The following is a 24,997-nucleotide window of genomic DNA, read 5'->3' on the forward strand; positions in this document are numbered from 1 at the left end:
ATTGGCCACCTTCTCCCCGGTGGACAGCGTCACGAGGGACGTCATGCCCGCGTCGATACCGACGGCGTTCGCCGTGGCCGGAGCCGGGGTAATACGGTCGTCGCACAGCATGGAGACGAACCAGCGTCCCGCACTGTCACGGGACACGGTCACCGTCGTCGGTACCGCACCCTCGGGCAGCGGACGCGACCAGCGGATGTCCAGCGGCTCGGACATCTTCGCAAGCGTCAACTGCCCGTCACGCCACGTGAAACCGGAGCGCGTGTACTCGGCCGACGCGCGGGACTTCTTCCGGCTCTTGTACCGGGGGTACTTGGCGCGCTTGGCGAAGAAGTTCCCGAACGCCGTCTGCAAATGGCGGAGCGTCTGCTGGAGCGGCACGCAGGATACCTCGGCCAGGAAGGCGAGTTCCTCGGTCTTCTTCCACTCCGTCAGCGCGGCGGACGACTGCACGTAGGAGAGGCGGCGCTGCTCGCCGTACCAGGCTCGCGTGCGCTCCTCCAGCGCCTTGTTGTACACGAGGCGAACGCAGCCGAGCGTGCGGGACAGCTCCGCTGCCTGCTCGTCCGTCGGATAGAAGCGGTACTTAGAAGCCCGCTTCACCTGCTGCAGCATGCCTCACATTCTATCAGCTTCCATGTGAGCTACGAGCGTCGGCCGGTGGCCGCAGACGCCGAATCGCCCTGGAGGCAATTCACCTTTCCCTGCCCTGCTCCGCAGGGGCTTCGTTTCCTCCCCGGCCTGAAAGCCGGGGTATCCACGAAGGAATCCCGATGACTGCTGAGCGTGTGCTGACGCCGACTCCCACGGCGTACCGATGGCGGTGGCCGGCGCTCGCCGCCCTGCTGCTCGGTGAGGCGATGAACCTGCTGGACGCGACCATCGTGCAGGTCGCCGCGCCGAAGATCCACGCCGACCTGGGCGGGTCGGTGTCCGACATCCAGTGGTTCACCACCGCCTACACGCTGCCGTTCGCGGTGCTGCTGATCACCGGCGGGCGGCTGGGTGACATCGCCGGCCGCAAGAGGCTCTTCGTGATCGGTGTCACCGCGTTCATGGTCGCGTCCGCCGCCTGTGCCGCGGCGCCCACAGTGGGGCTCCTGATCGCCTTCCGCGTGGTGCAGGGAGCGGCCGCGGCGATGATCATTCCTCAGACCATCGGTCTGATCAAGACGATGTTCTCCGGTCCGGAGATGTCCAAGGCGCTGGGCAGCATCGGCCCGGTGATGGGTCTGGCCGCCGTGTGCGGGCCGGTGCTGGGCGGTGTGCTCACCCATGCCGACCTGTTCGGCTCCTCGTGGCGGGCGGCGTTCCTGGTGAACGTCCCGGTGTCGCTGGTCGTCCTCACGATCTCGCCCAGGCTGATGGACAACCGTGCTCCCCAGCGGCCCTCCCTCGACCTGACCGGCACGCTGCTGGCCATGGCCGGGACCGGGCTCGTCGTCCATCCGCTGATCGGCGCGGACCTGACCGCTCTGCCGGGATGGAGTTGGGCGGCCATCGCGGCAGGGCTGTGCCTGATGGTCGGGTTCGCGGTGCACCAGCGCGGGGTGGCCGCGGCCGGGCGCAGCCCGCTGGTGGAGCCGAGCCTGTTCGCCCACCGCGGTTTCCCTGCCGCGCTGGTGACGTCGACGTCCTTCTTCGCCGTCACCAACGGTCTGCTGACGGTCATCGTGCTGCAGCTCCAACTCGGCCTGGGGACCGACGCGTTGAAGACCGGCCTGACCCTGGCTCCGTGGTCGGTGGGACTGGCCGTCGCTTCATGGGTGGCCGGCGCGCATCTGGTCAAGCGCTACGGGCAGCGCCTGATGTCCCTCGGACTCGCCGTCCTGCTGGTCGGCGGGCTGGGCGCCATCGCCGTCTATCACGCGGCGGACCCGCACACGTACCCGACGCCGCTGCTGTTCGCGCTCGGGGTCGTCGGACTCGGGGCCGGCCTGTTCAGCCCGGCGTTCTTCACCATCGCGCTCAAGCCGCTCCAGCCGCAGGAGATCGGCTCGGCCGCGGGTCTGCTGAACGCGGTCCAGCAGTTGGGCGCGACGCTCGGCGTGGCACTCCTCGGCAGTGTGTACCTGGGGAGCGCGGGTGGCGGTGGTGCCGCTGCCGCCGTGTATGCCGTGCAGGTGTCGATCTGGGTCGCCCTGGCGCTCGTCCTGGTCAGTTTCGTCACCAGCCGGATGATGAGCGACGACAGCGCCTCGGCCGATACCGGTGCGGGACACTGACCGGGCCTCCCCGAGCGCTGCGCGCGGCGGCCTCCGGGCCGCCGCTTCGGCGTGCCGAGGGTGGCCACCGCTCCTCACGTCCGGGAGCGAGCCGGGGCGGCGGAGGGCCTTCTGATACGGGCCATGTCGGTCATGATGGGGCTGGCCGCCTTGAGGTTCTGCAGGACCGGGCTGGTCTCCAGGGTGTGGATCGCGTCCAGGGAACCCAGCCGGCGGGCCAGATAGCGGTGCAGGTCGGCTGGGTCGCGGCACAGGGCCTGCGCCACCAGGTTGGTGGGGCCCGTGGTCGCGGCGACGTAGGCCAGTTCGTCGTGCCCGGCCAGCGCCGCCGCCACGTTCTCGAGGTGCGCCGGGCTCACCGACATCCACAGCAGCGCCCTTGTGTTGGCGCCGAAGTGCCCGGCATCGACCTCGACGTCGAAGAAGACGGCGCCGCCCGCCTGCAGATCCGCCAGCCGCCGCGCCACCGTGACCGGAGACCAACCGGTCACCCCGGCAAGCTCAGCGTGGGTGGCCCGTCCGTCCTTCTTCAGGGCCACCAGTAAGTCCGCGTCACCGTCAGTGAGTTGACGCGGGACGGGTGCGTACGAGGTGCCGGCCGCCTCCTGCTCGCGCAGCACGCGCTGCTGCTCCTCGTCCAGTGTGTCCACGCTGCGGCGCCAGTTCGTCGATCCGCCGAGGTAGGTGTGCAGAATGCAGTGCGCCGACACGGCCGTCATGGTGTGGGTGCGCGGAATGTCCCGCAACAACAGGGAGTTGCTGCCGCCGCCCTCGGTCGGCGTGTGGATGATCGCGACGATCTCGGTGCCGCCGGAGGTGAGTTTCACCCACGACGTGTCCCGTCGGCGCACCAGTGCGTGGGCCAGATCCTGCGCGGAACTCGCCGCCGCGGTGAGCCGGACGAGCCATTGCGTCTGACCCGCCTGATGGGGATCCGGCAGCCCGACGACCCGTAAGGACGCCTCGGTGCGCAGCCGGCGGTAGCGCCGCGCCACGGTCTGCGGCGACACGCCCAGGACGGCGGCGATCCGGCTGAAAGGCGCACGCCCGTCGATGTGCAGCGCGTGGATCAGGGCACGGTCCAGGTCGTCCAGCATGCGCACATTCTTCAACGGGGGCCTGCTCCGTGGAATGGACGGTACCGACCGCCACGACGGCCACTCATCAGATTCCCATGCCCCTCCCATCTGAGAATCACCGGGGCACGCGATGCTGACGCGGGCGAGACAAGTGATCCCGGTGTTGGACCAGTTGGGGAAGCGGGAGCGACCATGACGACGCAGGAGAGGGCTCATCACGGCAGCCGTCGCACCGCACGCGCCCGGCATCGCAGACCCGCACTGATCGTGGCGTGCGTGGTGGCGTGCCTTGTGGTGACAGCACCTGGCGGCGCCGCTGCCGCCGGCCAGATCTTCGGCACTGGCACGGCGCGCGCCAAGGCGACCGCTCCCCCCACCGCTCCCCCCACCGCGTCCACCAAGCGCTCCGCGCCGTCCTCGAAAGCCGGTCCGCCGGCCAACGCCAGTCCGTCCCGCACGGCCGTCCCGGCCCCCACGGCCGTCCCGTCGCCCACGGCCGCCCCGTCCCCCGATGCCGGCCCGTCCCCCCGAGCAAGCGCTCCCTCCCCTGCGCCGACCACGCCCCTGGGCCTCTCGCGGACGGTTGCCGTTTCTCAACTGCCGCCGCAGGTCGGGGCGGTGTTCGACAGCAGTGGTCTGGGCGGGTCGCATCACTGCACGGCGAGCGTGGTGAACAGCCCCGGCGGAGACCTGATCGTCACCGCCGCGCACTGCCTCGGTTCGGCGTCGGACGTCTTCGTTCCCGCTTATCACGACGGTGTCGCCCCGTACGGTGTGTGGCACCTGCAACGCGTCGTCACCGACTCTCAGTGGAGGGCCGATTCCAATCCGGACGACGACGTGGCGTTCGCCGTGGTCGCACCCCTCGACGGGCACACCGTCCAGTCGGTGGTCGGCGGCTACGACCTCGAAAGCGACCAGAGCGCGAGTGGACAGGTCACCCTCACCGGTTACCCGGAGACTGCTCAGGACCCGGTGACCTGCACCAACCAGATCTCCTCGTTCAGCAGCACCCAGAACGAGATCTACTGCACCGGCATGACCGGCGGCACGAGTGGCAGCCCATGGGTCACCGGCGGCGGCGCGGGCACGGTCATGGGGGTGATCGGCGGCTACCAGCAGGGCGGCGACACCCCCGACCTCTCCTACAGCGTCGTGTTCGGCCAGGGTGTCCAGAGCCTGTACGCGGAAGCCATGTCCGGCGGGAACTGAGATGAACAAGACGATCAGGCGCGCGGGCGTCTTCACGCTGATACTCGTCCTGGCGCTCTTGGCGAGGGCGACGTGGTTGCAGGTCTACCAAGCCCAGGCCTTGGCGGACAACGCGGACAACCCGCGACTGGAGATCAACGAGTACGCCCAGCCGCTGGGGAACATCATCGTGGGCGGGCAGGCCGTCACCGGGTCCAAAGGCTCTGACGACGACTCCCTCAAGTACCGACGTACGTACAGCGACGGCCCCTTGTACGCGCCGGTCACCGGCTACACCTCGCAGGTGTACGGCGCGACCCAGTTGGAGGGCATCTACCAGAGCGTGCTCGACGGGTCGGATCCCTCCCTGCAGACCCCGCTCGACACCCTCGAGCGCCGGTCCGCACCAGGCGGCGATGTGATCACCAGCATTGATCCAGAAGTGCAGAAGGCGGGGTACGAGGCACTGGGCGACAAGGAGGGCGCGGCTGTCGCCATCGACCCTTCCACGGGCCGGATACTGGGGATGGTCTCGACCCCGTCGTACGACCCGTCGCAGATCACGGGCACGAACGATGCCGCCGCCTGGAAGGCGCTGACCACGGACAAGAGTCAGCCGATGCTGAACCGGGCGCTACGTCAGCCGCTGCCGCCGGGCTCCACCTTCAAGCTCGTCGTGGCATCCGCGGCGCTGATGGACGGCCTGTATCCGAACGTCGACACGCCCACGGACAGTCCGAACCCCTACACCCTGCCCGACACGCAGACGGTCCTCACGAACGAGGAATCGGACCTGCCGTGCAAGAACGCCACGATCCGCGTCGCCCTGCAGTACTCCTGCAACACCGTTTTCGCGCACATCGCTTACCAGTTGGGCCAGAACAAGGTGCGGGCGATGGCGGAGAAGTTCGGCTTCGACCAGCAGCCGGACACACCCGTGCGGGCCGATGCGAGTGTCGTCCCGTCGAACATGAACGCGCCGGAGACGGCCCTCGCAGGCATCGGCCAGTACGACGACACAGCGACGCCCCTGCAGATGGCCATGGTGTCGGCGGCCATAGAAAACGGTGGGAAACTCGTGACGCCGCACATGGTCTCGAAGGTCACCGACGCGGGTGGCAACGTCCTGCAGGATCCGGACGGTCAGACCAAGACCACACAGGTGATTCCCGCGTGGGTGGCCTCCCAACTGCAGTCCGTGATGGTCACGGTGGTGCAGCACGGCACGGGCGCGAATGCGAAGATCCCCGGTGTCACGGTCGGCGGCAAGACGGGCACGGCCCAGCACGGAGAGAACAACTCGGCCGTTCCGTACGCCTGGTTCACCTCATGGGCGAACGATCCGGCCACCCACAAGCAGATCGCCGTCGCAGTGGTCGTGGAGCAGTCGAACACGGTCCGCGCCGAGGTAAGCGGTTCCCTCCTCGCGGGCCCGGTCGCCAAGGCCATGGAACAGGCGTGGCTGCAGTGAGGCTCGGAGATACCGCTCCGGGCCTCCGTCCCAGCCCTTCACGCGTACGCCCTCACGGGGCGACGCCGAGCGGGCCGGCGGCGTAGGCACGGGCCTGGGCGGAGGGCAGGTCACCCACGGCCACCAGGCGTCCGAGCACCTCGGCGCGGCGTTCGCGCGCGAGATGCGGATCGTGGAGCGGGTCGTACAGCGACGGCGCCTGGACCAGTCCGGCCAGGAGGGCGGCTTGTGGCCAGGTGAGCCGGTTCGGGGTGGTGCCGAAGTAGCCGCGGGCGGCGGCGTCCAGTCCGTAGAAGCCGTGTCCGAAGTAGGCGACCGAGAGGTACATCTGGAGGATCTCGGATTTCGGGTAGTCGTGGGCGAGCTTGAGGCTGAGCGCCACCTGTTCGACCTGGTCGGTGCGGGTCCGTCCGCCGTTGGTGTACAGCATCTTCGCGAGCTGCTGTTCGAGGGTCGCGCCGCCTCCGTCCCCTCCCCGGCCCTCCAGCCACACCACGACCGCCCGCGCGACCCCGAGCGGATCGATGCCCGGGTTGTGCCAGAAGCGGGAGTCCTCGGTGGCGACCAGGGCCTCGGCCACCTTGGGCGGCGTCGGTACGGCCAGGGCGCTGATCCCTCGTTCGGCGTCCAGTGCGCGCACGCGCTGTTCCGCGTCGCTCACCTTGGGGGTGAGTGCCAGCAAGGCGCCTCCGCACAGGGCGCACAGCACAGCCGACGCCAGCGTCAGGACGAGCCCGGCCCGCAGACAGCGCCGCAGCCACCCGGGCACGACCCGACGGCTGGCCACCTCGGCCCCCACCACGGCGGCCGTCGCCACAGCGGTGGAGAAGCCAAGAACTTCGGCTGCGCCGAGCCGGTAACCGAACCAACGATCAACGGCGATGAGCAACGCCGCCGTTCCCGCACCGGCGCAGAACGCGAGGCAACGCCGCAGCCACCGAGGGTCTCCCGTCTTCCGTGAAGGCGGAAGGGGAGTACGGCCGTGAACCACACGGACCCGGGTGCCGTCCATGGCGCCTGTCACCAGCCGCGGCATCGCGACGACACGGCGGTCGTCGCAAGGCCGTCGCGGAATCGTTCGGTCATGGAACACAGGGTGCTCCGCGATCGTAAGAGCAGGCTGAGCCCTCGCTGACAGGCGCGACAAAGCCGCGTATGCCGGAAATAAGCACGCCTTCGTGTTACCGCCGCGCTCGGCCGCGAGGTGGTGGGCTACGGCTTGTCGGCGGAGAGGTGGACAGTGGGCAGTGCGGGCGAGGAGGTGCCGGCGAGTGCGCCCGCCATGGCGTCGCGCCAGATGGGGCCCGGGGTGTCGGCGCCGAAGACCTCCTGGTGGAAGACACCACCGATGGTGATGTCCGTCATGGAGACGTTGTGGGACGGGCCCCCGACCCAGACCGCGCCCGCCAGGTTCGAGGTGTAGCCGACGAACCACGCGGCCCAACGATTGTCGGTGGTACCGGTCTTGCCCGCGCTGTCGCGGTCCTTCAGGCCTGCCTGCTGGCCGGTGCCGTCCTCGACCACGCCCTTGAGCAGCGTGTTGATCGTGGCGGCGGTCTTCGGGGACATCGCCTGGTCGCACGAGGTCTGCGGCACCGGCAGGGACTTGCCGCTCGCGTCGGTGATCGACTCGATGGCCACCGGGGTGCAGTAGACACCGTTGTTGGCGAAGGCCGCGTAGGCGGACGCCATGGTGAGCGGGCTCACGACCTGCGTCCCCAGCGTGATGGAGGGGACCTGTTCGAGCGGAGCACCGTTCGCCTGACGAACGCCGAGCTGCTGCTCCATGTGGACCACCGGACAGATCCCGATGTTGCTGATGAGCTGGACGAAGTAGGTGTTGACCGAAAGAGCCATCGCCTTCTTCAGGTTCATCGGGCCGACCTCGGACTTGTCCTCGTTCGACAGCGGCGGGGAGCCGGGATCGCCCACCCACGGCTTGCCGCAGGTGCTGACCGGACTCGGGTAGGCCATCGAGTACGGCGCCGGCAGCACGGTGTTGGGGTCGGTGCCGCCGTCGATCGCCGCCGCGGCGACGATGGGCTTGAAGGTGGAGCCGGACTGGAAACCGGTTCCGCCGCCCATGCCGTGGTCGACGCTGAGGTTGATCTGTGTCTCGTTCTTGCCGAAGCCGTACGGGCGGGACTGGCCCATGGCCAGGATCTTGCCGGTGCCGGGCTGGACGAGTGTGACCGCCGTGGCGACGGAGTCGGTGGCGTAGACATGCTGGGTGATGGACGCCTGGACGGCAGCCTGCGCCTTGGGTTCCAGGGTGGTCGTGATGGTCAGACCGCCGGTGTCCCAGCGCTTGGCCCGCTCTTGTTCGGTCTTGCCGAAGACGGGGCTCTGCAGGAACGCCTCACGGACGTAGTCGCAGAAGAAGCCGGCGCCCTGGACGGCGGTGATGCAACCGTTCTTGGGCGCGGTGACCTTCAACCCGAGCGGTTGCTTCTTGGCGGCGTCGGCCTGTGCCTGGGTGATGTCATGGACGTCGGCCATACGCTGCAGGACGGTGTCGCGGCGGTCGCGGGCGGCCTGGGGGTGTTCGACGGGGTCGTACAGCGTGGTGCCGTTCACGACGCCGGCCAGGAGGGCGGCCTGCGGGAGCGTGAGGTCTTCGGCGTGGGTGCTGAAGTAACGCTCGGAGGCCGCCTCGATGCCGAAGGACTGCTCCCCGAACGGCACGATGTTGAGATAGTTTTCCAGGATCTTTTTCTTACCGAGTTCCTTCTCGGCCTGGATCGCGTACTTCAGTTCGCGGACCTTGCGGCCCAGGGTCGGCGAGGTGGCCTGGGCCACGGCGGTCGGGTCGTCGCCCGCCTCCTCGATGAAAACGTTCTTGATGTACTGCTGGGTCAGCGTGGACGCGCCCTGTGCGGCGCCGCCCGCCTGGGTGTCCCTGACGACTGCCCGCAGCACGCCCTTGGGGTCGATGGGACCGTGCTGCCAGAAACGGGCGTCCTCGATGGCGACGATGGCCTTCTGCATGACGGGGCTGATCCGGCTGAGGGGAACGACGGTCCGGTCGCGGGAGTAGACAGTCGCGATGAGGTGCCCGTCGGCGTCCAGGATGTGCGAGGCCTGGCTCAGCGGCGGGCTCTTGAGATCGCCGGGAAGATCGTTGAAATCGGTTGCCGCCTCCTTGGCGGACAGACCGAGCGCACCGGTGGCAGGCAGCGCGATGCCGGCCAGCAGCAGGCCTGCCAGTGCGCTGATGCCGAGAAACCTCACCGTCTGCGCGGCCCTCGATCCCGACGATGAGCCTGACGACATCGATCCCCCGGAACGGGACCCCCCGGAACGCATGAAACCCATGGCGCGCAGGGTACGTCGGGATCCTGTGACACCCGCCCGGGGAGCAGCAGCAGATGGCCCGTGTGCATGTGTGCAGCGGTCGTTTCAACCTGCACCGGAGTCGGCCTCCCGCTGAAATTCCGAACAAGTTCATCCCGCTCCAGGCAGGATGCCTGGGTGCGTCACATCCTGTGCGGGCTCGCCGCCAATCCGGCCCTGCCGTCCGAGCTGGTCGACCAGCTGATATCCGTCGCGGACGACGACATCGCCACAGAACTCGCCTCGCGCGCGGATCTCACCCGCGCACAGGCGGTTGCGTTGGCCAAGCGCGTCGACACGAGCGCGGTGCAGCTCGCGTACAAGGGTCGGCCGACCGCCGCCGACATCGATCCCTCCGTCTGGCCGGATGCCGCCCTCGCCCTGCTCGACCAGGGGCTCGGACGCCCACAGTGGGCGCATCTTCTCGCGACGGACCCAGCCTTTGAGCGCCGGGAGAAGCTGGCGGCCTGCCCCGGCCTCCCGTCCGACGTGACGGACACGCTCGCGGCGGACCCGGACGTCCGTGTCGTCGCCGAACTCGCCTTGTGGACCACCCCAGACGTGGCCGCGAGGCTCGCGGCACACCCGCATGCCGAGGTCCGCCGCGCGGTCGCGGGCAATGAGGCGACGCCCCCGGCCACCCTGGCAGCGCTGGTGACCGGAAAGGGGCTGTCGTCGGCAGGACGCTGCCTGGTCTGTGACCGCGAGGAGACTCCCTTCGTTCATGATCCGCAGTGCCCACGGCCCGACTGCGACCTGCTGCCGGGCGCCTCCTGCGACGGCACCCACGAGTCCACTGGCCACGCCATGCTGGAGGCGGCACTCCGCAATCCGGCCACCCCCGTCGAAGCCGTCGTCGGCTTCGTGGACCATCCGTCGAGGCTGCTGCGCTGGGCGCTGGCCGCCCGCCAGGACTTGCCCCAACCAGCCTACGCACGGCTCGCCTCGGACCCCACTCCCGGCATCCGCGCCGACCTCGCCGAAAATCCCGCGATCGACGAATCCCTGATCCGTACGCTGGCCGACGACCGTGATCCCGACGTGCGCCGTAGGCTCGCCCACCACCCCCACGCGCCGCTCGACGTGCTCACTCGCCTGGCCCGAACTGCCAAGATCGGCGCCACCCTTCTGCCCCGTATTGCCGCCGGCTCTCCCGCCGAGATCGAAGAGCTGGCCACCTCAGCGGACCCGGGTGCCCGAATGCTCGTGGCCCAACGACGCGATGTGCCGCCCCAGACACGTAAGCGGCTGGCCGACGACCCCGACGCGAGGGTGGTCAAGGCCCTCGCTCCCCACCCCGGCCTCACCGAAGCGCAGTTGCGTGCCATGGTCGACCGACACGGCGTCCGTGTCCTGGCCAAGGTGGCGACCAACCCGGACGCGCCCCCGGCGCTGCTGGAGGACCTTGCCCGGTACGAACCAGCGGTGCCGAAGGTGTTCCGCGAGATCGCCCGGCATCCCCAGGCTACGCACTCGGCGCTGCTCCTCTGCCTTGCGGACAAACGCGCGAGACCCGTAGCCGCCGGCCACCCAGCACTCCCGCCACCGGTCATCGAAGATCTACTCGCTGACGCGGACTGGCGAGTAGTGGAAGCGGCAGCCGCCAACCCGTCCTTGCCGCCCGCCGTGATCCGGGATCTGGTGAACCGTCTGTGAGGGCCCGGCCCGCCGATCCGACTGCTCACCGCCGAACGCAGCGCTCAGTCACAGGGGCATGCCATGTCAGGGTCGGTGCCGATGGCGCCCGCCCGGCAGAGCGAGCGCCCGAGGTCTCCGGCGAGAAGGCGGAGGTGTCGCGCGTCGCATCGGATGCCGCAGAGCATCTGTCGCGTATCACAGCCGAGTTCGCCACCCAGTGGTGGCACTGGTTCTTCTTTGCCCAGCCGGACGTCCCGGAGCCGGTGATCAACGCCGATCCGGACAGCTGGTACCGCGGCGATCCTCGGAGCATGGGGCAGGAGAAGTACGACGAGTGGCACTCCGCCACGAGAAACCCCGACGTGGTGCGGGCGATGCTGGAGGACTACCGGGCCGGCCTGACCATCGACCGGCGGCACGAGGAGGACGACCGTGCGGCCGGAAACCGGATCCAGTGCCCGGCGCTGATCCTCTGGTCGCTCCGGGACGACCTGGAGGACTTGTACGGGGACCCGGTGAAGATCTGGCAGCAGTGGGCCGAGGACGTACGCGGCCACGGCATCGACGCCGGTCACCACGTGGCCGAAGAGGCTCCCGAGGCGCTGGCTTCCAGCCTGGCGGACCTCTTCGATGGACGTCGTGAGCAATAGCTGTTTCTGATCCGCGGAGTGTCCACCATCTGGCCCGGGACGAACGCGTCACAGCGGCGATGAGCACCGCGTGTCGATCACACGCGAGGCCGGTTCTACAGCCGGGAGAGCACAATGGCGCTCTCGGTCCGTTCGATCGGAGCGGTGGCGCGTACGCGTTGGATGGGCTGTTCCAGGTGGGGGATGTCTCTGGCGAGCATGTGGACGACTGCGTCGGCGGAGGGGGAGACGGTTCCGGGTGAGCGACATCGTCACTGTTACCCGGGCGCTGGTGCTCGCCACACTGCGCACGGTCGGCACCAAGCAGCAGCCGGCCCCCCTTCCGGCTGCGCGCTGGACGACGTCAGCCGGACCAGTGAATGATCACGACTCGATGCGGGATGGTGGCCATGATGAGTTGCCAGGAACCTTCCGGGCGTCAGGCCGCCTTTGCGAAGACGAGTACCTCGGTCGAGGCGATGCCCATGGGGGCCAGGAAGCTGGCTTCGAGGCTGCAGCCGAGGGTGGCGAAGAGGTCGACGCATGTCCGGCGTGGCATGGCGGCCGGGTAGGAGTCGTGGCCCGAGCCGCCCTCCGTCGCCCAGGCGCGTACCGCGGCCGGGTCCAGGCAGGTCTCTGTCATGACGTCGAAGACGATCCGGCCGCCGGGCCGGGTGACACGCGCCATCTCGAAGAAGTACCGGGAAGCTCCGAGGAAGGTCACGGTGTTGAAGACCTTGTGAGCCTGAACGAGGTCGATGCTGGCGTCGGGTGTCGGGGAGAGGCTGCTGCCTGAAGTCGGTTGTGCGGTCACGCCGAACGTGTCCACCAGGTAGGTCGCCCAGGGCGCAGCCGTTTCGTATATCTCATAGCGCCGTGGTGAACACTCCTTGAGGGTCTTCTCCAAGTACCGCCCCGATCCGGGGCCGATCTCCAACACGCTGCTCGGATCGGCGGCGTAGACGCCGATAGCGCGTAGTTCGTCGATGGTGGACTGGGTGGCACCGGGCGTCCCGTTCATGACCTCGTCGATGTAGTCGCCGACCGACAGACCGGCCGCCCGTGCGGCCTTCATCGTCGCCTCGAACGGGATGAAGTCGTCAACGCCGCCCAGGTTGTTGGTGCTGCGCACGATGTCGAATCCCGTGCGTCCCAGGAGCCGCTTGACGCTCGACTTCAATGCGGACTTTTGTTCTTCTGCTGCCTTCATCGAACATACCCCACCAGATCGTGCCAAGTTTCGGTGCCAGCATAGAGATCACGAGCACGGGGGCGCAGTGGTATGGGCGAATTGCAACGTGGCGGGGGATCGGTACCCGCGGAGCAGATCAAGCCGGGGCGGCGTATCAAAGAGCAAGAGAATGCCGGACCGGCAACGACAGCAGGCGCTTTGGACTCCGCCGAGGGAAGCTCGGTCTGCCGGGTACCAGCCTTGGTCAGGGTCCGTCAGCGGCGGGCGGGGGCTCGTCGTAGCGGTCTCCGATGGCGTCGAAGGCCTCGGCCTGACCGGCGCGGTCGGGACGCGGACTCCCGTAACCGAACTCGCCGGCAGGGCTGCTCACGGGGATTCTCCATCCCAGGCGTCCCGCCGTCCGCCTGTCAGTCGAGCTCAGCCAGGCACCGGATCTTCGGAGACGGGCAGCGGTTGTGCCGTCTTCGGGGCCAGTGCGCGGACGGAAGGGGTGGCGACCATGGTGAGGGTGGCCAGCAGGATGAGCGCGGCCGCCGCGTACAGCGTGGCGTGGAGGCCGAGGAGGAGCACGGCGGGTCCGGCGGCGAACTGGGCGAGCGGGAGCGCGAAGTAGGAGCCGAGATCGTCGTAGGCGTAGACGCGGGCAAGGCGGTCCTCGGGGATCTGCTCGTTGAGGGTCGAGTACCAGGCGACCCCGGCCTGCTCGACGCCCACGCCCGCCACGAAGTTGGCCACGACCAGCAGCCAGGTGTGCGGGGCGAGCGCGAGTAGCAGCGGGGTGAGCGCCGTCAGGCCCATCAGCGCGCAGCCGACCAGGATCGCGCGCCGGGGCCGCCATCTGAGAGACAGCACGCCGCCTGCGACCGCGCCGAGGGAGGACGCGGCGAGGGCCAGGCCCCAGCCGGTGCGGCCGATCGGGGTGGCGTCGGCGACGGCAGGGCCGAGGACGGTGAACGAGGCGGTCAGGCCGGCGTTGAGGAAGCAGAAGGCCACCACGATCACCCACACCCAAGTGCGGGAGGTGAACTCCCGCCAGCCGATGCGTAGTTCATGCACCACACCAGGGCTGGGCGCGGGCGGGGCGACCTGGACGCGGACCAGCGTGAAGGACGTGGCGGCGAGCGCGAAGCTGAGTGCGTCGAGGGCCAGGCCCCAGCCGGGGCCGACCGCGGCGACCAGTAGGCCGCCCAGAGAGGCTCCCGCGATCGTGGCGGTGTTGCCCGCGATCCGGGAGAGCGCGAGGGCGGCGCGGCGGGACTGGGTCGGGACGGTCTGGGGCAGCAGGGCCTGGGCGGCGGGCTGGTAGCAGGAACTGGACGCCCCGTTGACCGCGGCGAGCACCATGAGCAGGGGGATGGCCGCACTGTGCGTGAGGACCAGGGCGGCGGTCGCGGCCTGGCTCGCGGCGCTGACCAGACTGCTGCCGACCAGTAGCGGGCCGCGCGGCAGCCGGTCCGCCAACACGCCGCCGTACAGCAGGAAGAGGATGCCGGTGAGGGAGTGGGCGCCGACCACCAGTCCGAGCGAGCCGACCGAGCCGGTGGCGTCGAGCACGGCGAAGGCCAGGGCGATCGGCGCCACTCCGTTGCCGAGCAGGTTGGCCGTCGTACCGATGAAGAGATGACGGAACGGGCGGTGACGCAGGGGCGCCAGGGCGGCAGACATGCGCCCGATCGTCGAGAATGGGCGGGGCATCGTCAAAGTGTTTTACGACCACGGGATGTGTGCGGCTGCCCGCTGCTGTTCACCTGGCACATGGGGCGATGACGGGTGCTGACCGTTACCGTCGGCAGCCGCGATCGGAGACCGCGTCCGGGACGAACTGGCCCGCACCAACTCCGCTCCCTCCGGCGGCCGCATCGTGACCTGCACCAGCCTCACCCGACCGCACGCGCACGAACTCCTCCTCGGCTGGCCCCGGGACCGCGGTGCACCGCTGCGGCGGCGCCTGGTTTCCCCTTCTTCACACGTCGCGGCGGCTGCCGATGGCGTGGAGTGGTTCGGTAGGCGCGGACGGGTCGGCTTGGGTGTGACGGCGAGCAGGATCACGGCCGGGACGGGGGTGAGGGCCGGTGCTGAAGGACGCGGTCGAGTGCGGCGCGGCCGGCAGGTCCCCAGTGCGGCTTGCCGCCGGGAAGGCCCCGATCTCCGTTCTGGCCCATGAGCATCAGGAAGAGGCTCTTCATGGCGGCCAGCCCGCGGGCACGCCGGATCGCCGCTTCATCCGCACGCGCGTACGTGTCGAAGAACCGTGAGGCCGTGCCCGTCGGCAGCAGCACCCATGCGGCGGCGAGATCCCACGCCGGATCACCCGCGAACAAGGCGCCGAAGTCGACGATGCCCGAGAGTGTTCCGTGCGAGACGACGACGTTCGCGGGATGAAGGTCGCCGTGCACCCAGAGCGGCGGGCCCTCCCACTCGGGCGCCGCGACAGCGTCGTCCCAGACGGCCCGGACGTCGTCGGCGAGGTCGTCGGGAACGACGGCGCGGAAGAAGTGGTCGAAGCGCTCCGTGCACTTCTTGGGGTGTGCGCCGAAGTCCGAGCTGATCGGCGCTTCGGCGGGCGCCTCCACATGGAGCGCCCTGAGAAAGCCCGCCAGTGTGTCGGCCGCGTGGCCGCCGCGGCTGATCGAGTGGTGGTCCAGCGGCTCACCGGGAACCCACGTCATCACGGTCCAGTGCTTGGGGAAGCGCTCGGACGGTTCACCGAACCGCACCGGTGTCGGAACCGGGAGCGGCAGGCGTGGGGCAAGTACCGGTAGCCACCGGCGCTCCTTGAGCTGGAGTTCCGGGGTGGGGTCCATGCGCTGCATGCGCACGGCCAACTCGTCCCCGAGGCGCCACATTTGGTTGCCCCAGCCGCCCGCCACCTCATGGATGGCCAGCCCTGCAAGGTCTGGATGCTGTTCCTGCAGCAGGTCACGGACCAGGTCTGCGGTGATCTCGATCTCGGAGGTGGTCATGTGCAGCCACAGTATCGGGGCGGGCGCGGCAGGTCTCACTCTCCCGGAGGTCGCGCCACTCGACACCTCCCTCGCGGTGGTGCAGTCACTGCCCACGCGTCCGCAAGCTGCCGTGGCCCTCTCGCAAACCGTCGTGCTCCCGCCGACAGACCGGTGACCGGTGAACACCACCGGGCAGTTCGCCAGGGAGGCGAACGTGGCCATTCCCCAGGTCGGCCTGGCGGCGCTGACCTGGGCAACGTCGGTGGATCGAACTTGAAGGGCCGGCGCCTCAACGTCCAGGCGGACGGTGCGACGCACCAGTCCTATGGCGACACCAGGTGCTGGTACCGCAGGTGGCACAACTGGTCGACATGAGCGAGGAACAGCTCAAGGCCTGGATCGGCACCCTCGCCCCGGCCAGAGCCGTCAGAATCCAACGGGCCTGCCCCCTCGCCATCTTCGACCGTTACCTGCGCCACCTCCGCGACCGCCTGCCCGACGGCCCCTCGCGGGCCTTCCCCGACGTGCGCTACTCGCCGTAGCGAAAACACCGGTCGGCGTACGCCACCCCGCGCTCCCCGCACACGGCAATGAACTATGCACGAACACTGCCGGGACCTGGCAATGATCTTCTGCCCGACGTGGATGACAATCGCCGAATGTCCTTGCCCCTGACTCGTTCCACCGACCAGAAAGGCTTACCTGTGAGATTGGCCCGCGCCGCACTGTCCGTCGCCGCCGTCGCTCTGACACCGACGCTGCTGCTCACCACGCCCGCCTTCGCCTCCGACACGATCGGCACCTCGTCCACCGGCGCGGTGACGGCGTCGGACTCCATCGACCCGACCACGCCGGTATCCGAGATGTCCGACGACGACGTTCGGGTGGCGATCCTGCGTATCATCGCCGACCCCGCCACCGGACGCGCCGTCCGCGCCGCCGCGCAGGCGGCCATGGACGGAACCATCGCCGACCAGCGGTACTTCCTGGAGACGGGGCGCCGGCAGGCCCAGGCCGAGGACGACCGGGTCGCCGTCGCCCGCATCCTGTACCTCGCGCAGCAGAACGGCAGCAAGGCGGTCGTCCGCCAGGCCAGTGCCGCCCTGGACGCCGGCACCCCCGAGGCCCTGCGCGCCTTCCTGGAGACCGGCTACCGCCTCGCCCAGGCGGAGGACGACCGCGTCGCCATCGCCCGCATCCTCGCCGACCCGGCCACCAGCGACGCCGTCCGCGTAGCAGCCCAGGCGGCCCTCGACGACGGCTCCCCAGAAGCGCTGCGGTACTTCCTCGAGCACGGCCGCTACGAGGTAAGCGCCTGAGTTGTTCGATCTGGGATGACCTGGAGCGACGCGGCTTTGAGGCGGAGGGGTGTGATACGTCATCCCACGATCCACCCCACGTCCCCGCCCCATACGCGGACACCGCACTCTTCACCACGCAGGCCACGATCTCAGGCGTCTGGGATCCAGCTGCCGTGGAATCCCAGTGGTACGCGGCCGGGGAGATGGATCCGGGCCAGGGGACGGCAGTCGAACTCCTGGGCGGAGAGGATCACCAGGTCGGTGGCGCCGCGGTGGGGGTCGTTGACGTACGACAGGATGTAACCGTCGTCCTCGGCGCGCGAGCCGTGCCGGGGGACGAACACCGGCTCGCTGGCCGCAGCTCCCTCGGGAAAGCGGTGCAGCTGCTTGCTGCCTCGCAGCATGTCGTGCTTGACGAGGTGGTTGGTGAACTTCTGGTCCGGCGGCACGCCGTCGACGGTCTCGTAGGCGCGCCACATCTCAGCCGCGCTCGCGGTGTAGGCGTAGCGGTGCCGGCGTGCGACGAGGGATTCGTTGATGCGGGGGAATTCCTGCGGACGGTCGTCCAGTCGGCTGCTGCGCACGCGGTCCGCGCGCGGGTGGATCGTCCAGCGGTCCAGCGCCGGGGCGCCGGTCGCGCAGGGGCCGCCCATGCCGCGGCCGGCGGCGTAGAACGGCGCGGGAAACCCGGTGTACTCCACCACGACCGTGTCGCCCTCGTCGTATGCGTTGAGCGTGTGCGAGTAGTACACCGGGTCGATCTCGAACCAGCGCGTGGTGCCGCCGGTGCGGGGCAACAGGCCGATGCGCATGGGATGTCCGTCGTTCCACACGTACGGCACGGCCGTGCCCGCCTCCGCGGCGGCTGCGTCGAAGGTGACCGGCACGTCCACGATCACCACGTACTTCCCGGTGAGCGCGAAGTCGTGCATCATCGGCGCGTCCGCGACGGGAATCCGCGTGGTCCGGGCCACCCGGCCGGTCCGGTCGATCATGATGTGCCGCACGTGGTCCCAGGTGGGGTAGTACGCGATGGCGTGCAACTCGTCGGCCGCCGCGTCGTACTTGGTGTGCGCGGTGAACGCGCCCTGAAGAGTGGAGCGGAAGTCATAGGGGCGCAGGGTGCCGAGCTCGCCATCCAGCTCGTACGGCAGCGGACCGCCCTCCTGCAGCGCCAGGATGCGCCCCTTGTACGGGATCACATGGGTGTTGCACGCGAAGTCGTCCGGCGGCACCTGCCCCGGATAGGTCTCCCTCAGCTTCGCCGTCACCTGTGACGAGCGGACCCAGCGATTGCGGTACCACTCCGCGCGTCCGCCGCGCAGCCGGACGCCGTGCACCATTCCGTCGCCGAGCATCCAGTGGTGGGCCCGGACATCCTCCAGGCCCAGCGCGTTGGGGCCGTTACGCAGGTAGCGACCGTCCAGGTCACGCGGGATGCGGCCGGTGACCGTGAGGTCAAAGGCGGTCAACTCCTCGGTGACCGGCGCGAAGGCCCCTTCCAGAAACGGCCTCCCCCCGCGCGTGCCCGTCTCGCCGGTCACGGGGCCCGCCTGCGCCGCAGCTGTGTAGAGACTGGGCACGAGGCCGCTCCCAACCACTCCGCCCGCTGCCGCAGCCGCGGCCCCTTTGAGAAGTGTCCGCCGCGTGTGACTGACCATGATGCTTCCCCGTTCCGATGCCGATGCCTACGGCCGCGTGGTGGGCCGACGCGGCAAGCCTCCTGCTTCGTCGCCCGTCGAGCAGTTGGCCCAGGTGCCGGATCGGGGGTGGTGACAGCACCACCCCCGATGCTCCTTCTCGTCTTCCATGCTCGGCGTGGGCCGGCGGCCGAATGGTCCGCTTCGGCCGGGGCCTTCGGGCGGCGTCGCTGTGCAGAGACAGGAGGGACACAGGGGCCATGACCCGCCTGGCCCGCCACGAGCGCGCAAAAACCGCTTGGTGGACCACCGCGACCGCTGCTACGTTTCCGAAGGCCGTGCGAGTGATTGAGGAGGTGGTACCCGTGAACGCAGTATCGACATGGGTGCTCCCCTCCGGGGTCACGGTCGGGCGATAGGTCGTCCGGGAGCGCCGTTGTGTGCACTCCCGAAAGGCACGACCATGCATTTCACTTCTGAACGGCGCCTCGACGACGGCGTCCTCGAGCGCGCATTCACCCTCGGTGAGATCCCCGGCATCCTGTGGACGCCCGGATCCGCTTCCGCACCGGTGCCGTTGATCCTGCTCGGCCATCCCGGCGGACTGAAGAAGATGTACCCCCGGCTGGCGGGGCGGGCCCAGCACTCCGCGGCGGAGGGTTTCGCCACGGCCACCATCGAACTCCCTGGGAGCGGTGACCGGCCCCGTTTGCCCGTCGCCGAGCAGGCCCGCGCCGACCTACGCCGGGCGCTGGAGGCCGGCGAGCCAGTCAGCGACGAGATCATCGACGCCCTGATCCTTCCCCTGGTCGAGAAGGCGGTTCCGGAATGGCAGGCCGCCCTGGACGCGCTCCTTGCGCTACCGGAGATCGGCGGCCCGGTCGGCTACTCGGGGGGAGTGATCTCCATCGGTGTCAGGCTGGCGGTGGTCGAACCGCGCATCGCGGCCGCCGGTCTGTTCGCCGGGAGTTTCATCCCTCGCGCCATGTTCGAGGAGGCCCGCCGGGTCACCATTCCGCTGCACGTCCTGCTCCAGTGGGACGACGAAGGCAACGACCGGCAGGCCGCCCTGGATCTGTTCGACGCCTTCGGCTCCAAGGAGAAGTCCCTGAACGCCAATATGGGCGGCCACACCGGCGTCCCGCAGTTCGCAGGGGAAGACGCGGCCCGTTTCTTCACCCGGCACCTGAAGTGAGGCCGGGCCGTCAGGCAACCAGCACACGGTAGGCCGCGCTGACCGGGATGCTGTCCATCGAGGGCAGGTTCCGGCGCTCTTGTGCCGATCATGCCGCGGGCCTCTGCCAGTTGGGCAGGGGCCCGCGGTGCCCGGGTGTTCGGCTTCGAGCTTGAATTCCTCACCGGACGGATCTCCCGCAGCGCCTGCTGGACCCGAGGTGTCATTCCGATGTGATCAGATGTCGCTGGGAGAAAGGGCATGGCGATGGACGAAGACGAGTGCCTTGATCGTTACGGTCTGCACCCTGTCGGCGTGGGCCTCGACGAGGTTCGCGGGCTGCTCGGAGAGCAGATCCGGCTGGAGCGGCAGGCTCAAGGACGCGGCGACACCGAGCTGATGAAGTTGTGCTGCGTGCAGTTGTTCAACGTCGGCAGTCTCGACGACGTCCTGCTCGTCTGGGAGGCCAAGTCCGCCAGCATGGACGCCGCCTGCTCGATCGACATCCAGTTGTTGTGCGGTAGCGGACTGGCCAGAACGAAGGCGTACCTGTTGCAGCAGCGTCTCCCCGAAGCCGAAGCGGCGCTTCAGCGATTGCTTGACTGCGAGAAGGCTGGCGACTTCGAAGACTTCTCGGTCGAGGGACAATCCGCCCAGTACGCCGCCTACTACACACCGTGAAGCGCAAGCGGGCGGGTCAGAGCGATTCGATCCAGGATGCGAAGTCCGCGGACTCGACTTCGAAGTCTTCAGGATCCAGGTCGCCCAGATCTGAGGAATACACGGCCGAGTCCGGATCGTCGGCACCCAGGAGGAACCCGCGGCCTCCACTGTCATCGCCGATGAGAAGGAACCCCGGTGCATACCGGGCGACTTCGTAGGTGGTGTTGCGTTCGCCGATACAGTCGGCTGAGTAGACGGTCACGCCGGCATCAGTCATCAAGCCGTCCGTCATCTCCCACAAGGCCGCCAGCGGGGTGGGAAGGCTGAACGCAATCTCGGCCCGAGCGCGCGCCACATCAGTCGGCGTCGCCGCCGCTGCCCCGGGAACCGACTCCGTCCTGTCGACCTCGCTCCTTCATCCTGCTCGACTCACAGCCCCGAAATCCCGTTCCACCGCCAGGTCGTAGCACGTCGTGATCAGGGCCCTCTACGGTGAGTTCTGCACGCGGCACTCTTTAGACAACCGTGGCTGTGACTGGCCACGCCCCCCGATCCAGCAGATCGAGGACGAGTGCGGCGATGTTCCACGCGTCGTCCTCGCCGCGGTGATGGCGTCCCTCGAGCGGCAGTCCGGCGATCTGCAGGGCGCGGTCCATGCCGGGCTTCTTGCCCAGCCCGTAGGCCGTGGTGAACACGGCCTTGGCGTTGGTGTGGGTGCGCTCCGTCGGATAGCCGAAGGGGTAGGCCACTCCGTCGGCCTGGCTCTGCCGGGCGAACTGCCGGCGGTCGTACTCGCCCCAGCTCGTCCAGGGGCGCGTCCCGGCCCCGTACTCCTCGACGAGGATCCGGCATGCTTCGGAGAAGGTGACGCCCCGTTCCACGTCGGCTTGAGTCAGTCCGGTCAGCTCGGTGCAGAAGTCGCTCACCGTCGAGCGGGTGGGTCGTACCAGAACACGGTGCCGGGATACACGGCGCCGTGCCGGCACGTCCACGACGGTGAGACCGATCTCGATGATCTCGTGCACAGAACCGGGAGGCGGCTGTCCATCCCAACAGGTGGCTTCCACATCAATGACGTTCAGGAGGGTGGCTTTGTGGAGCACGGGATCGAGCGTAGGGGCGCGAGCCCCGATTCAGCACCCCAATTTCCGCACGTCCGCGCCATCACCCGGCAGACTCCACGGACGACGCCGGCAAACCAGGCGTGAGTCTCCACGCCGCCGCGCGGTGATCGGTGTTGTCGGCTTGACCGCTCCTCCGCCCACACGTCGTGCAGGCCGACGTCGGCAAAGCGGCGCACGACGTCCTCGCCAAGATCGGCGCTCGTGACCGCGTCCAAGCGGTGATCTTCGCCTACGACACCGGACTCGTTCGACCGGCGTGAATGGCCGCCACCCGGATGACCCGGACTGCGTTCCGGGCGACCGGTGACCGTGTGCCGGACTCAGGCCAGGGTCACCTCCACCGGCAGTCGCCTGACGCCGTTGACGAAGTTGGAGCGTACGCGCGGACCTCGTCGGTCAGGCGGATGGCGGCGAGGCGGGAGATGAGCTCCGGCTCACCCCCGCCGGCCTGCCGGTGTTCTGTGGCCTCGGGGGCGGCGGGAGCCGAAGTCCTCGCCGCCCGAGCGCGGCCCGGGGATCGGCGGGGTGACGGGGCGCAGGCGGATGCGGGCGTCGAGGCCGGTGCCGGGGGCGGGGTCGAGGGTGATGGTGCCGCCGGAGGCGTCGACGAGGTGGCGGACGATGGGCAGACCGAGGCCGGTGCCGTCGTGGTGGGCGTCGGAGGAGCGCCAGAAGCGGTCGAAGGCGCGCTCGCGGTCGGCGGAGTTCATACCGGGGCCCTGGTCGACGACGTGGAGTTCGGTGCCCGGGGTTCGGTGGAGGGTGATGGTGGTGCCGGGCGGGGAGACACGCAGGGCGTTGGCGAGGAGGTTGTCGATGATCTGCTCCAGGGCGCCGGGGATCGCCCACACCCGGCCGGCGGGCGGGCCGCTGATGTCGACGGCGACGTACTGCTCGGCCGCCAGCGGCTCCCACATCGCCGCCCGTTCGGCGATGACGGCGTCGAGGTCGACCGGTTCCGGGGTTGTCGCGGTGTTCTCGAGGCGGGCCAGGGCGAGCAGGCCCTGCACCATCCGGCCGAGGCGTTCGACCTCGCCGACGGCCTCCTCCAGGCTGCCGTGGGCCCGTGGGTCGAGGTGCGGCTCGAAGTTCTCCAGCCGCAGCCGCAACGCGGTCAGCGGCGTCTTCAGCTGGTGGGAGGCTTCCGAGGCGAACGCCTGCTGGGCCTTGAGCAGGTGCTGGAGCCGGGTGGCGGTGCGGGTGAACGCGGCGGCCAGCCGCCGCAGTTCGGGCGGCCCGGCGGAGGCGTCGGGCGGGTGGGTGAGCTGTCCGTCGGCGAGTTGGGTGGTCGCGGCCTCCAGGGTGCGCAGGGGACGGGTGATCCAACGGGCCAGGCTGAAGGCGACCAGGGCGACCGCGGCGAGGACGCAGGCTCCGGCCAGGGCCAGGGCGCCCCAGATGCGGTGCACCCGGGTGCTGACCTGGTCCAGGGGATAGGTCAGGCGCAGGGTGCCGCGGACGAGGGTGCCGGAGGAGCCGGGCATGGTCGCGGACAGCACATCGCGGCCGGCGCTGTCGGTCGTGGTGGTGAGTGTGGGCCGGTTGTCCAGCGCGCGGGCGATGTCCGGCTGGGCGGCGAGGCTGATGCCGGTGTGGCCGGCCGGATCGGAGTCGGCCAGCACGATGCCCCGCTTGTCGGTGACGACGACGTGACCGCCGGTGCGGGTGGCGTAGTCGCCGACCACGTCCGGCAACGCGTCGAGCCGGCCCCGTTCGATGTTCTCCTCGGTGACCTCGGCGAGCGTGGACGCGTCACGTTCCACGCTCTGGGAGGCGCGGGAGGTCTCGCCGCGGGCATAGATGTAGCCGAGGGGAATCTCCAGGCCGGCCAGCACCAGCACGGTCAGGGCGAGGTAGCTCAGCAGCAGGCGACGGGTCATCCGGCCGCCTCTGCGGCAGCGGCGGTGTGGTCGCCGGGGACGGTGAGGCGGAAGCCGACCCCGCGGGCCGTGGTGATCCATCCCGGGTCGCCCAGCTTGCGGCGCAGGGCGGCCACGTGGGCGTCGAGGGTCTTGGTGGGGCCGAAGAAGTGCGGGTCCCATACCGAGTCCATGATCTGCTGCCGCGAGTACACCGTCCCGGGATCGTCAGCAAGGAAGGCGAGCAGGTCGAACTCCCGCGGGGTGAGGGCGACGGGCCGGCCGTCGAGATGGACTTCACGGGTGCGGCGGCTGAGCGTCAGCGGGCCCAACGTCTGGGCGCCGGTGGCAGGTTGGTGGGGTTCGGGTGCTTCCGCGGGCTCGGTCGGGGTGTAGGCGGGGGCTCCCGAACGACGGGTGACGGCGCGGATGCGGGCGATCAGCTCCCGTACTCCGAAGGGCTTGGCGAGGTAGTCGTCGGCCCCGAGTTCGAGCCCGACGATGCGGTCCGCCTCCTCACCCCGCGCGGTGATCATGATGATGGGCACGGCGGAGCGGGCACGCAGGCTGCGGCAGACGTCCAGGCCGTCCATGTCGGGCAGGCCGAGATCGAGCAGGACGAGGTCCGGTGCGGCCGTGGTGCCGGCGAGTCCGGCGGCGCCGGTGCGGACGTGGTCCACCGTGAAGCCGTAGCGTCCCAGGCCCTCGGTGAGGGGGCCGGCGATTCGGTCGTCGTCTTCGATGAGCAGCAGCCGCATGGCGCCAGGCTCGCACAGCTGTGCCAGGTGAGTCGGAGAGTTCACGGGAAGCCGCCGGGGATCGGAGAAGACGTTCGGGACAAGCGTGGACAAGCAGGTGCCGTCCGGCTGACGGGGACGGGAGGACGGCGTCAGCCGGACGGCGGTGGCGGGACGGCGGCGGGCCGGCCGGGGAGTCAGCCGTCGGCGTCGTCGCCATCCTCGCGTCCTTTGCCCTCCCCGCGGTCCCGCTGCTCGCCTGTTCCCGCCGGCACCCCCTTCTGCGTGGGTGTGGCAGCCGGGCTCGCGGCGTCGCCGGGCGGCTCGGTGGTGGCCGGCGCGGGCGGCGAAAACGGCTGGACGGTAGGCGACTTCGGCACCGGCACCTGGACGGTGCCACCCGGGCCGGGCGGGGAGGTGACCGTGTCGTCGACCGTGGACAGCGCGAGTGTGAAACCGCCCACGACGACGAGCGCGGCAGTGGCCGTCAGGACGGACCGGTGCCGGACGGCCGCTTGCCGCCAGCCGTCCGACCTCCGCACGGCCCGAGCCGTGGGCCCAGGAGGCACGGCGGCGGGCCCCTGCGGCTCAGCACCCGCTTCCTCGGCGCCCGTCGGGGCCGGGCCGGCGGACCAGGAGTGCGCACTCGAGGAGGGGTAGTCGAAGGCGTCCTCCGCGAAGCGGTCGCCATAGCCGCCCGGCGTCGGCGCGCCTTGAACCGCGTCCAGGATCGCCGTATGTTCGGCATCCGTAGGTGACGGGGAGGTCTGCTCGGGCCCCGGCGGCATCTGGTTTT

At 69.6% G+C, this 24,997-nt stretch carries 22 protein-coding genes and 3 pseudogenes; 10 read left to right on the top strand and 15 right to left on the bottom strand.

The window, feature by feature from the left end; genetic code table 11:
* Positions 1-615, bottom strand: a 615-nt coding sequence (locus tag MKW14_RS39510) for an RNA-guided endonuclease InsQ/TnpB family protein (RefSeq protein ID WP_240871385.1), incomplete at its 3' end; no start/stop codon positions are given.
* A 158-nt stretch (positions 616-773) separates the two neighbouring features.
* Between MKW14_RS39510 and MKW14_RS39515 the strand changes: the two genes are divergently transcribed.
* Positions 774-2,225 (top strand): MFS transporter, encoded by a 1,452-nt coding sequence (locus MKW14_RS39515; RefSeq protein WP_240871387.1) that lies wholly within the window; start codon positions 774-776, stop codon positions 2,223-2,225.
* A 74-nt stretch (positions 2,226-2,299) separates the two neighbouring features.
* Here the strand turns inward: MKW14_RS39515 and MKW14_RS39520 are convergent, their stop codons facing one another.
* A complete protein-coding gene (locus MKW14_RS39520) occupies positions 2,300-3,322 on the bottom strand; it encodes an Lrp/AsnC family transcriptional regulator (protein ID WP_240871388.1) in 1,023 nt (340 codons plus the stop codon).
* Positions 3,323-3,922: 600 nt separating this feature from the next.
* Between MKW14_RS39520 and MKW14_RS41435 the strand changes: the two genes are divergently transcribed.
* Together MKW14_RS41435 and MKW14_RS39530 are read left to right on the top strand one after the other, a co-directional pair.
* On the top strand, positions 3,923-4,516 hold the full coding sequence (locus MKW14_RS41435) for a trypsin-like serine peptidase (RefSeq protein ID WP_240871389.1): 594 nt from the start codon (positions 3,923-3,925) through the stop codon (positions 4,514-4,516).
* Position 4,517: 1 nt separating this feature from the next.
* Positions 4,518-5,966, top strand: a complete 1,449-nt coding sequence (locus tag MKW14_RS39530; RefSeq protein WP_240871391.1) for a peptidoglycan D,D-transpeptidase FtsI family protein — start codon at positions 4,518-4,520, stop codon at positions 5,964-5,966.
* A gap of 52 nt (positions 5,967-6,018) precedes the next feature.
* Here the strand turns inward: MKW14_RS39530 and MKW14_RS39535 are convergent, their stop codons facing one another.
* Both MKW14_RS39535 and MKW14_RS39540 read right to left on the bottom strand, forming a co-directional pair.
* Positions 6,019-6,753 (bottom strand): biosynthetic peptidoglycan transglycosylase, encoded by a 735-nt coding sequence (locus tag MKW14_RS39535; RefSeq protein WP_240871393.1) that lies wholly within the window; start codon positions 6,751-6,753, stop codon positions 6,019-6,021.
* Between the two features lie 425 nt (positions 6,754-7,178).
* The gene (locus MKW14_RS39540) at positions 7,179-9,239 is read right to left on the bottom strand and encodes a transglycosylase domain-containing protein (RefSeq protein ID WP_240871394.1); all 2,061 of its coding nucleotides are present in this window, start codon (positions 9,237-9,239) and stop codon (positions 7,179-7,181) included.
* A 198-nt stretch (positions 9,240-9,437) separates the two neighbouring features.
* Here MKW14_RS39540 and MKW14_RS39545 point away from each other — a divergent pair, with 198 nt between their 5' ends.
* Together MKW14_RS39545 and MKW14_RS39550 are read left to right on the top strand one after the other, a co-directional pair.
* Positions 9,438-10,955, top strand: coding sequence for a hypothetical protein (locus MKW14_RS39545; protein ID WP_240871422.1), 1,518 nt, complete (start codon positions 9,438-9,440; stop codon positions 10,953-10,955).
* A gap of 158 nt (positions 10,956-11,113) precedes the next feature.
* A pseudogene (locus tag MKW14_RS39550) lies at positions 11,114-11,587 on the top strand (alpha/beta fold hydrolase); the annotation flags it as partial.
* A 95-nt stretch (positions 11,588-11,682) separates the two neighbouring features.
* On the opposite strand, the pseudogene MKW14_RS39555 reads toward MKW14_RS39550, so the two are convergent.
* From MKW14_RS39555 to MKW14_RS39575, 5 genes and pseudogenes are all read right to left on the bottom strand, one after another.
* Positions 11,683-11,805: pseudogene (locus MKW14_RS39555) on the bottom strand (Lrp/AsnC ligand binding domain-containing protein); the annotation flags it as partial.
* Positions 11,806-12,005: 200 nt separating this feature from the next.
* Positions 12,006-12,776, bottom strand: a complete 771-nt coding sequence (locus MKW14_RS39560) for a methyltransferase domain-containing protein (RefSeq protein ID WP_240871397.1) — start codon at positions 12,774-12,776, stop codon at positions 12,006-12,008.
* A gap of 226 nt (positions 12,777-13,002) precedes the next feature.
* Entirely contained in the window at positions 13,003-13,128 is a 126-nt protein-coding gene (locus tag MKW14_RS39565; RefSeq protein ID WP_276623261.1) for a hypothetical protein, read from the bottom strand.
* A gap of 47 nt (positions 13,129-13,175) precedes the next feature.
* Positions 13,176-14,423, bottom strand: a complete 1,248-nt coding sequence (locus tag MKW14_RS39570) for an MFS transporter (RefSeq protein WP_240871398.1) — start codon at positions 14,421-14,423, stop codon at positions 13,176-13,178.
* Between the two features lie 380 nt (positions 14,424-14,803).
* Entirely contained in the window at positions 14,804-15,721 is a 918-nt protein-coding gene (locus tag MKW14_RS39575) for an aminoglycoside phosphotransferase family protein (protein ID WP_240871399.1), read from the bottom strand.
* A gap of 320 nt (positions 15,722-16,041) precedes the next feature.
* Between MKW14_RS39575 and MKW14_RS39580 the strand changes: the two genes are divergently transcribed.
* A complete protein-coding gene (locus MKW14_RS39580) occupies positions 16,042-16,245 on the top strand; it encodes a hypothetical protein (RefSeq protein ID WP_240871401.1) in 204 nt (67 codons plus the stop codon).
* Positions 16,246-16,407: 162 nt separating this feature from the next.
* A complete protein-coding gene (locus tag MKW14_RS39585) occupies positions 16,408-17,022 on the top strand; it encodes an ALF repeat-containing protein (RefSeq protein WP_240871402.1) in 615 nt (204 codons plus the stop codon).
* A gap of 131 nt (positions 17,023-17,153) precedes the next feature.
* Here MKW14_RS39585 and MKW14_RS39590 read toward each other — a convergent pair whose 3' ends face one another.
* On the bottom strand, positions 17,154-18,665 hold the full coding sequence (locus MKW14_RS39590; protein ID WP_240871403.1) for a carotenoid oxygenase family protein: 1,512 nt from the start codon (positions 18,663-18,665) through the stop codon (positions 17,154-17,156).
* Positions 18,666-19,107: 442 nt separating this feature from the next.
* Between MKW14_RS39590 and MKW14_RS39595 the strand changes: the two genes are divergently transcribed.
* Together MKW14_RS39595 and MKW14_RS39600 are read left to right on the top strand one after the other, a co-directional pair.
* Positions 19,108-19,839, top strand: a complete 732-nt coding sequence (locus tag MKW14_RS39595; protein ID WP_240871406.1) for a dienelactone hydrolase family protein — start codon at positions 19,108-19,110, stop codon at positions 19,837-19,839.
* 240 nt (positions 19,840-20,079) lie between these two features.
* The gene (locus tag MKW14_RS39600; protein ID WP_240871407.1) at positions 20,080-20,499 is read left to right on the top strand and encodes a hypothetical protein; all 420 of its coding nucleotides are present in this window, start codon (positions 20,080-20,082) and stop codon (positions 20,497-20,499) included.
* A 16-nt stretch (positions 20,500-20,515) separates the two neighbouring features.
* On the opposite strand, the gene MKW14_RS39605 is transcribed toward MKW14_RS39600, so the two are convergent.
* Positions 20,516-20,758 carry a hypothetical protein gene (locus MKW14_RS39605; protein ID WP_240871408.1) on the bottom strand — a complete coding sequence of 81 codons (243 nt, stop codon included), beginning with the start codon at positions 20,756-20,758 and terminating at the stop codon, positions 20,516-20,518.
* 238 nt (positions 20,759-20,996) lie between these two features.
* A complete protein-coding gene (locus MKW14_RS39610; RefSeq protein ID WP_240871411.1) occupies positions 20,997-21,584 on the bottom strand; it encodes a 3'-5' exonuclease in 588 nt (195 codons plus the stop codon).
* A gap of 197 nt (positions 21,585-21,781) precedes the next feature.
* Between MKW14_RS39610 and MKW14_RS39615 the strand changes: the two are divergent.
* Positions 21,782-21,865 (top strand): annotated as a pseudogene (locus MKW14_RS39615) (DNA-binding response regulator); the annotation flags it as partial.
* Between the two features lie 174 nt (positions 21,866-22,039).
* On the opposite strand, the gene MKW14_RS39620 reads toward MKW14_RS39615, so the two are convergent.
* The 3 genes from MKW14_RS39620 to MKW14_RS39630 form a co-directional block, all read right to left on the bottom strand.
* Positions 22,040-23,485, bottom strand: coding sequence for a sensor histidine kinase (locus tag MKW14_RS39620; protein ID WP_240871412.1), 1,446 nt, complete (start codon positions 23,483-23,485; stop codon positions 22,040-22,042).
* The gene (locus tag MKW14_RS39625; RefSeq protein WP_240871413.1) at positions 23,482-24,222 is read right to left on the bottom strand and encodes a response regulator transcription factor; all 741 of its coding nucleotides are present in this window, start codon (positions 24,220-24,222) and stop codon (positions 23,482-23,484) included. The genes MKW14_RS39620 and MKW14_RS39625 overlap by 4 nt, the downstream gene beginning before the upstream one ends.
* 176 nt (positions 24,223-24,398) lie before the next feature.
* A complete protein-coding gene (locus MKW14_RS39630) occupies positions 24,399-24,989 on the bottom strand; it encodes a hypothetical protein (RefSeq protein WP_240871414.1) in 591 nt (196 codons plus the stop codon).
* Positions 24,990-24,997: the final 8 nt, after the last annotated feature.

The organism is Streptomyces gilvus (assembly GCF_022513565.1).
GTDB classification, from domain to species: Bacteria; Actinomycetota; Actinomycetes; order Streptomycetales; family Streptomycetaceae; genus Streptomyces; species Streptomyces gilvus.

Bases quoted from the DNA above. Each gene is read 5' to 3' on its own strand.
- MKW14_RS39515 (WP_240871387.1), top strand. From the start codon at position 774: ATGACTGCTGAGCGTGTGCTGACGCCGACTCCCACGGCGTACCGATGG.
- MKW14_RS39520 (WP_240871388.1), bottom strand. From the start codon at position 3,322: ATGCTGGACGACCTGGACCGTGCCCTGATCCACGCGCTGCACATCGAC.
- MKW14_RS39530 (WP_240871391.1), top strand. From the start codon at position 4,518: ATGAACAAGACGATCAGGCGCGCGGGCGTCTTCACGCTGATACTCGTC.
- MKW14_RS39540 (WP_240871394.1), bottom strand. From the start codon at position 9,239: ATGTCGTCAGGCTCATCGTCGGGATCGAGGGCCGCGCAGACGGTGAGG.
- MKW14_RS39560 (WP_240871397.1), bottom strand. From the start codon at position 12,776: ATGAAGGCAGCAGAAGAACAAAAGTCCGCATTGAAGTCGAGCGTCAAG.
- MKW14_RS39570 (WP_240871398.1), bottom strand. From the start codon at position 14,423: ATGTCTGCCGCCCTGGCGCCCCTGCGTCACCGCCCGTTCCGTCATCTC.
- MKW14_RS39575 (WP_240871399.1), bottom strand. From the start codon at position 15,721: ATGACCACCTCCGAGATCGAGATCACCGCAGACCTGGTCCGTGACCTG.
- MKW14_RS39590 (WP_240871403.1), bottom strand. From the start codon at position 18,665: ATGGTCAGTCACACGCGGCGGACACTTCTCAAAGGGGCCGCGGCTGCG.
- MKW14_RS39595 (WP_240871406.1), top strand. From the start codon at position 19,108: ATGCATTTCACTTCTGAACGGCGCCTCGACGACGGCGTCCTCGAGCGC.
- MKW14_RS39600 (WP_240871407.1), top strand. From the start codon at position 20,080: ATGGCGATGGACGAAGACGAGTGCCTTGATCGTTACGGTCTGCACCCT.
- MKW14_RS39605 (WP_240871408.1), bottom strand. From the start codon at position 20,758: ATGACTGATGCCGGCGTGACCGTCTACTCAGCCGACTGTATCGGCGAA.
- MKW14_RS39620 (WP_240871412.1), bottom strand. From the start codon at position 23,485: ATGACCCGTCGCCTGCTGCTGAGCTACCTCGCCCTGACCGTGCTGGTG.
- MKW14_RS39625 (WP_240871413.1), bottom strand. From the start codon at position 24,222: ATGCGGCTGCTGCTCATCGAAGACGACGACCGAATCGCCGGCCCCCTC.
- MKW14_RS39630 (WP_240871414.1), bottom strand. From the start codon at position 24,989: ATGCCGCCGGGGCCCGAGCAGACCTCCCCGTCACCTACGGATGCCGAA.